1 protein-coding gene is annotated in these 1,059 nt (G+C 64.4%); it reads right to left on the bottom strand.

The window, feature by feature from the left end; genetic code table 11:
• Positions 1-21: 21 nt before the first annotated feature.
• Positions 22-971, bottom strand: a protein-coding gene (locus tag P409_RS37560) for an IS630 family transposase (RefSeq protein WP_430515690.1) whose coding sequence is annotated in 2 segments (ribosomal slippage) — positions 22-623 and positions 623-971 — 951 coding nt in all. Because the reading frame shifts where the segments join, the coding sequence is not laid out codon by codon here.
• Between the last annotated feature and the right edge of the window lie 88 nt (positions 972-1,059).

Genomic DNA, 1,059 nt, shown 5'->3' with positions numbered 1-1,059 from the left:
GGGGGCTAGAGCGTTGTCCAATTAGGTTGGCGCGGGATATCCGGCATTGAGGATGTAGTTCTGGCATTCGGCCGGTGGGAAGCGGTCGAGCAATGAGCCGATGCGGTTCCATAAGGCGTGTCGGTTTCGGGGTGCGGCTCGTCGGATCAAGGTCTTGAGCTTGGCGAAGACCTGTTCGATCGGGTTGAGATCGGGCGAGTAGGGTGGCAGGAAGCGCAGTTCGCCGCCGGCTCGCTCGATGGCGTTGCGAGCCGCCTTACCCTTGTGGCTGCCCAGATTGTCGAGCACGACGATGTCGCCAGGCCTCAGGCTCGGCGCCAGGATCTGCTCGACATAAGCGGTGAAGCTTTGGCCGTTGATGGGCCCGTCGAAGACCGCCGGTGCGCTGATCCCGTCCCAGCGCAGGGCCGCCAGGAAGGTCGAGGTCTTCCAATGGCCGAAGGGCACGCGGGCGATCAACCGCTGACCGCGCCAGCAGCGGCCATGGGTCGGCGTCATGTTGGTCTTGGCCCAGGTTTCGTCGATGAAGACCAGGCGATGCGGATCGAAGCCGATCCGCTCCTCAAGCCAGGCTGTGCGCCGCGCCTGGACATCCGGACGGTCCAGCTCCGCTGCCGTCAGCGTCTTTTTTTGCGCGTGATCTTTTCCCGCTGGAAGAACCGCCGGATCGAGCCATAGCCCACCACGATGCCTCGCTCGGCCAGATCGTGCCGCAGGCTCTCGATCGAGCCGTCCGGCCGCGCCTCCAGCAGCGCCAGAACCGTCGCCCTGTGCGCGGTCAGCTTGGGTGGGCTCGGATTGCCCATCTTCCGGGGCGCCACGCTCCCGCTCGCGCGGTAATCGCTCACCCAACGCACCGCTGTTCGGATCGCCACTCCAAAACGAGCCGCCGCTGCCCGACGGCTCATCCCTTCATCTTCCACCGCTCGGACAACACGCAGCCGAAGATCCTTCGACAAGGGTCCCGCCATCCAGGCTGGCCTCCTCGATCCAGCAGACAGCTTGAATCACATCTCCGCCAAAATGGGAATCCTCTATGAATCGGCTTTGCCGGCTACC

Source organism: Inquilinus limosus MP06, from assembly GCF_000767795.1.
Taxonomy (GTDB): domain Bacteria; phylum Pseudomonadota; class Alphaproteobacteria; order DSM-16000; family Inquilinaceae; genus Inquilinus; species Inquilinus limosus_E.
The sequence above is the reverse complement of the archived record's forward strand: the minus strand, read 5'-3'. Positions and strand labels throughout refer to the sequence as shown.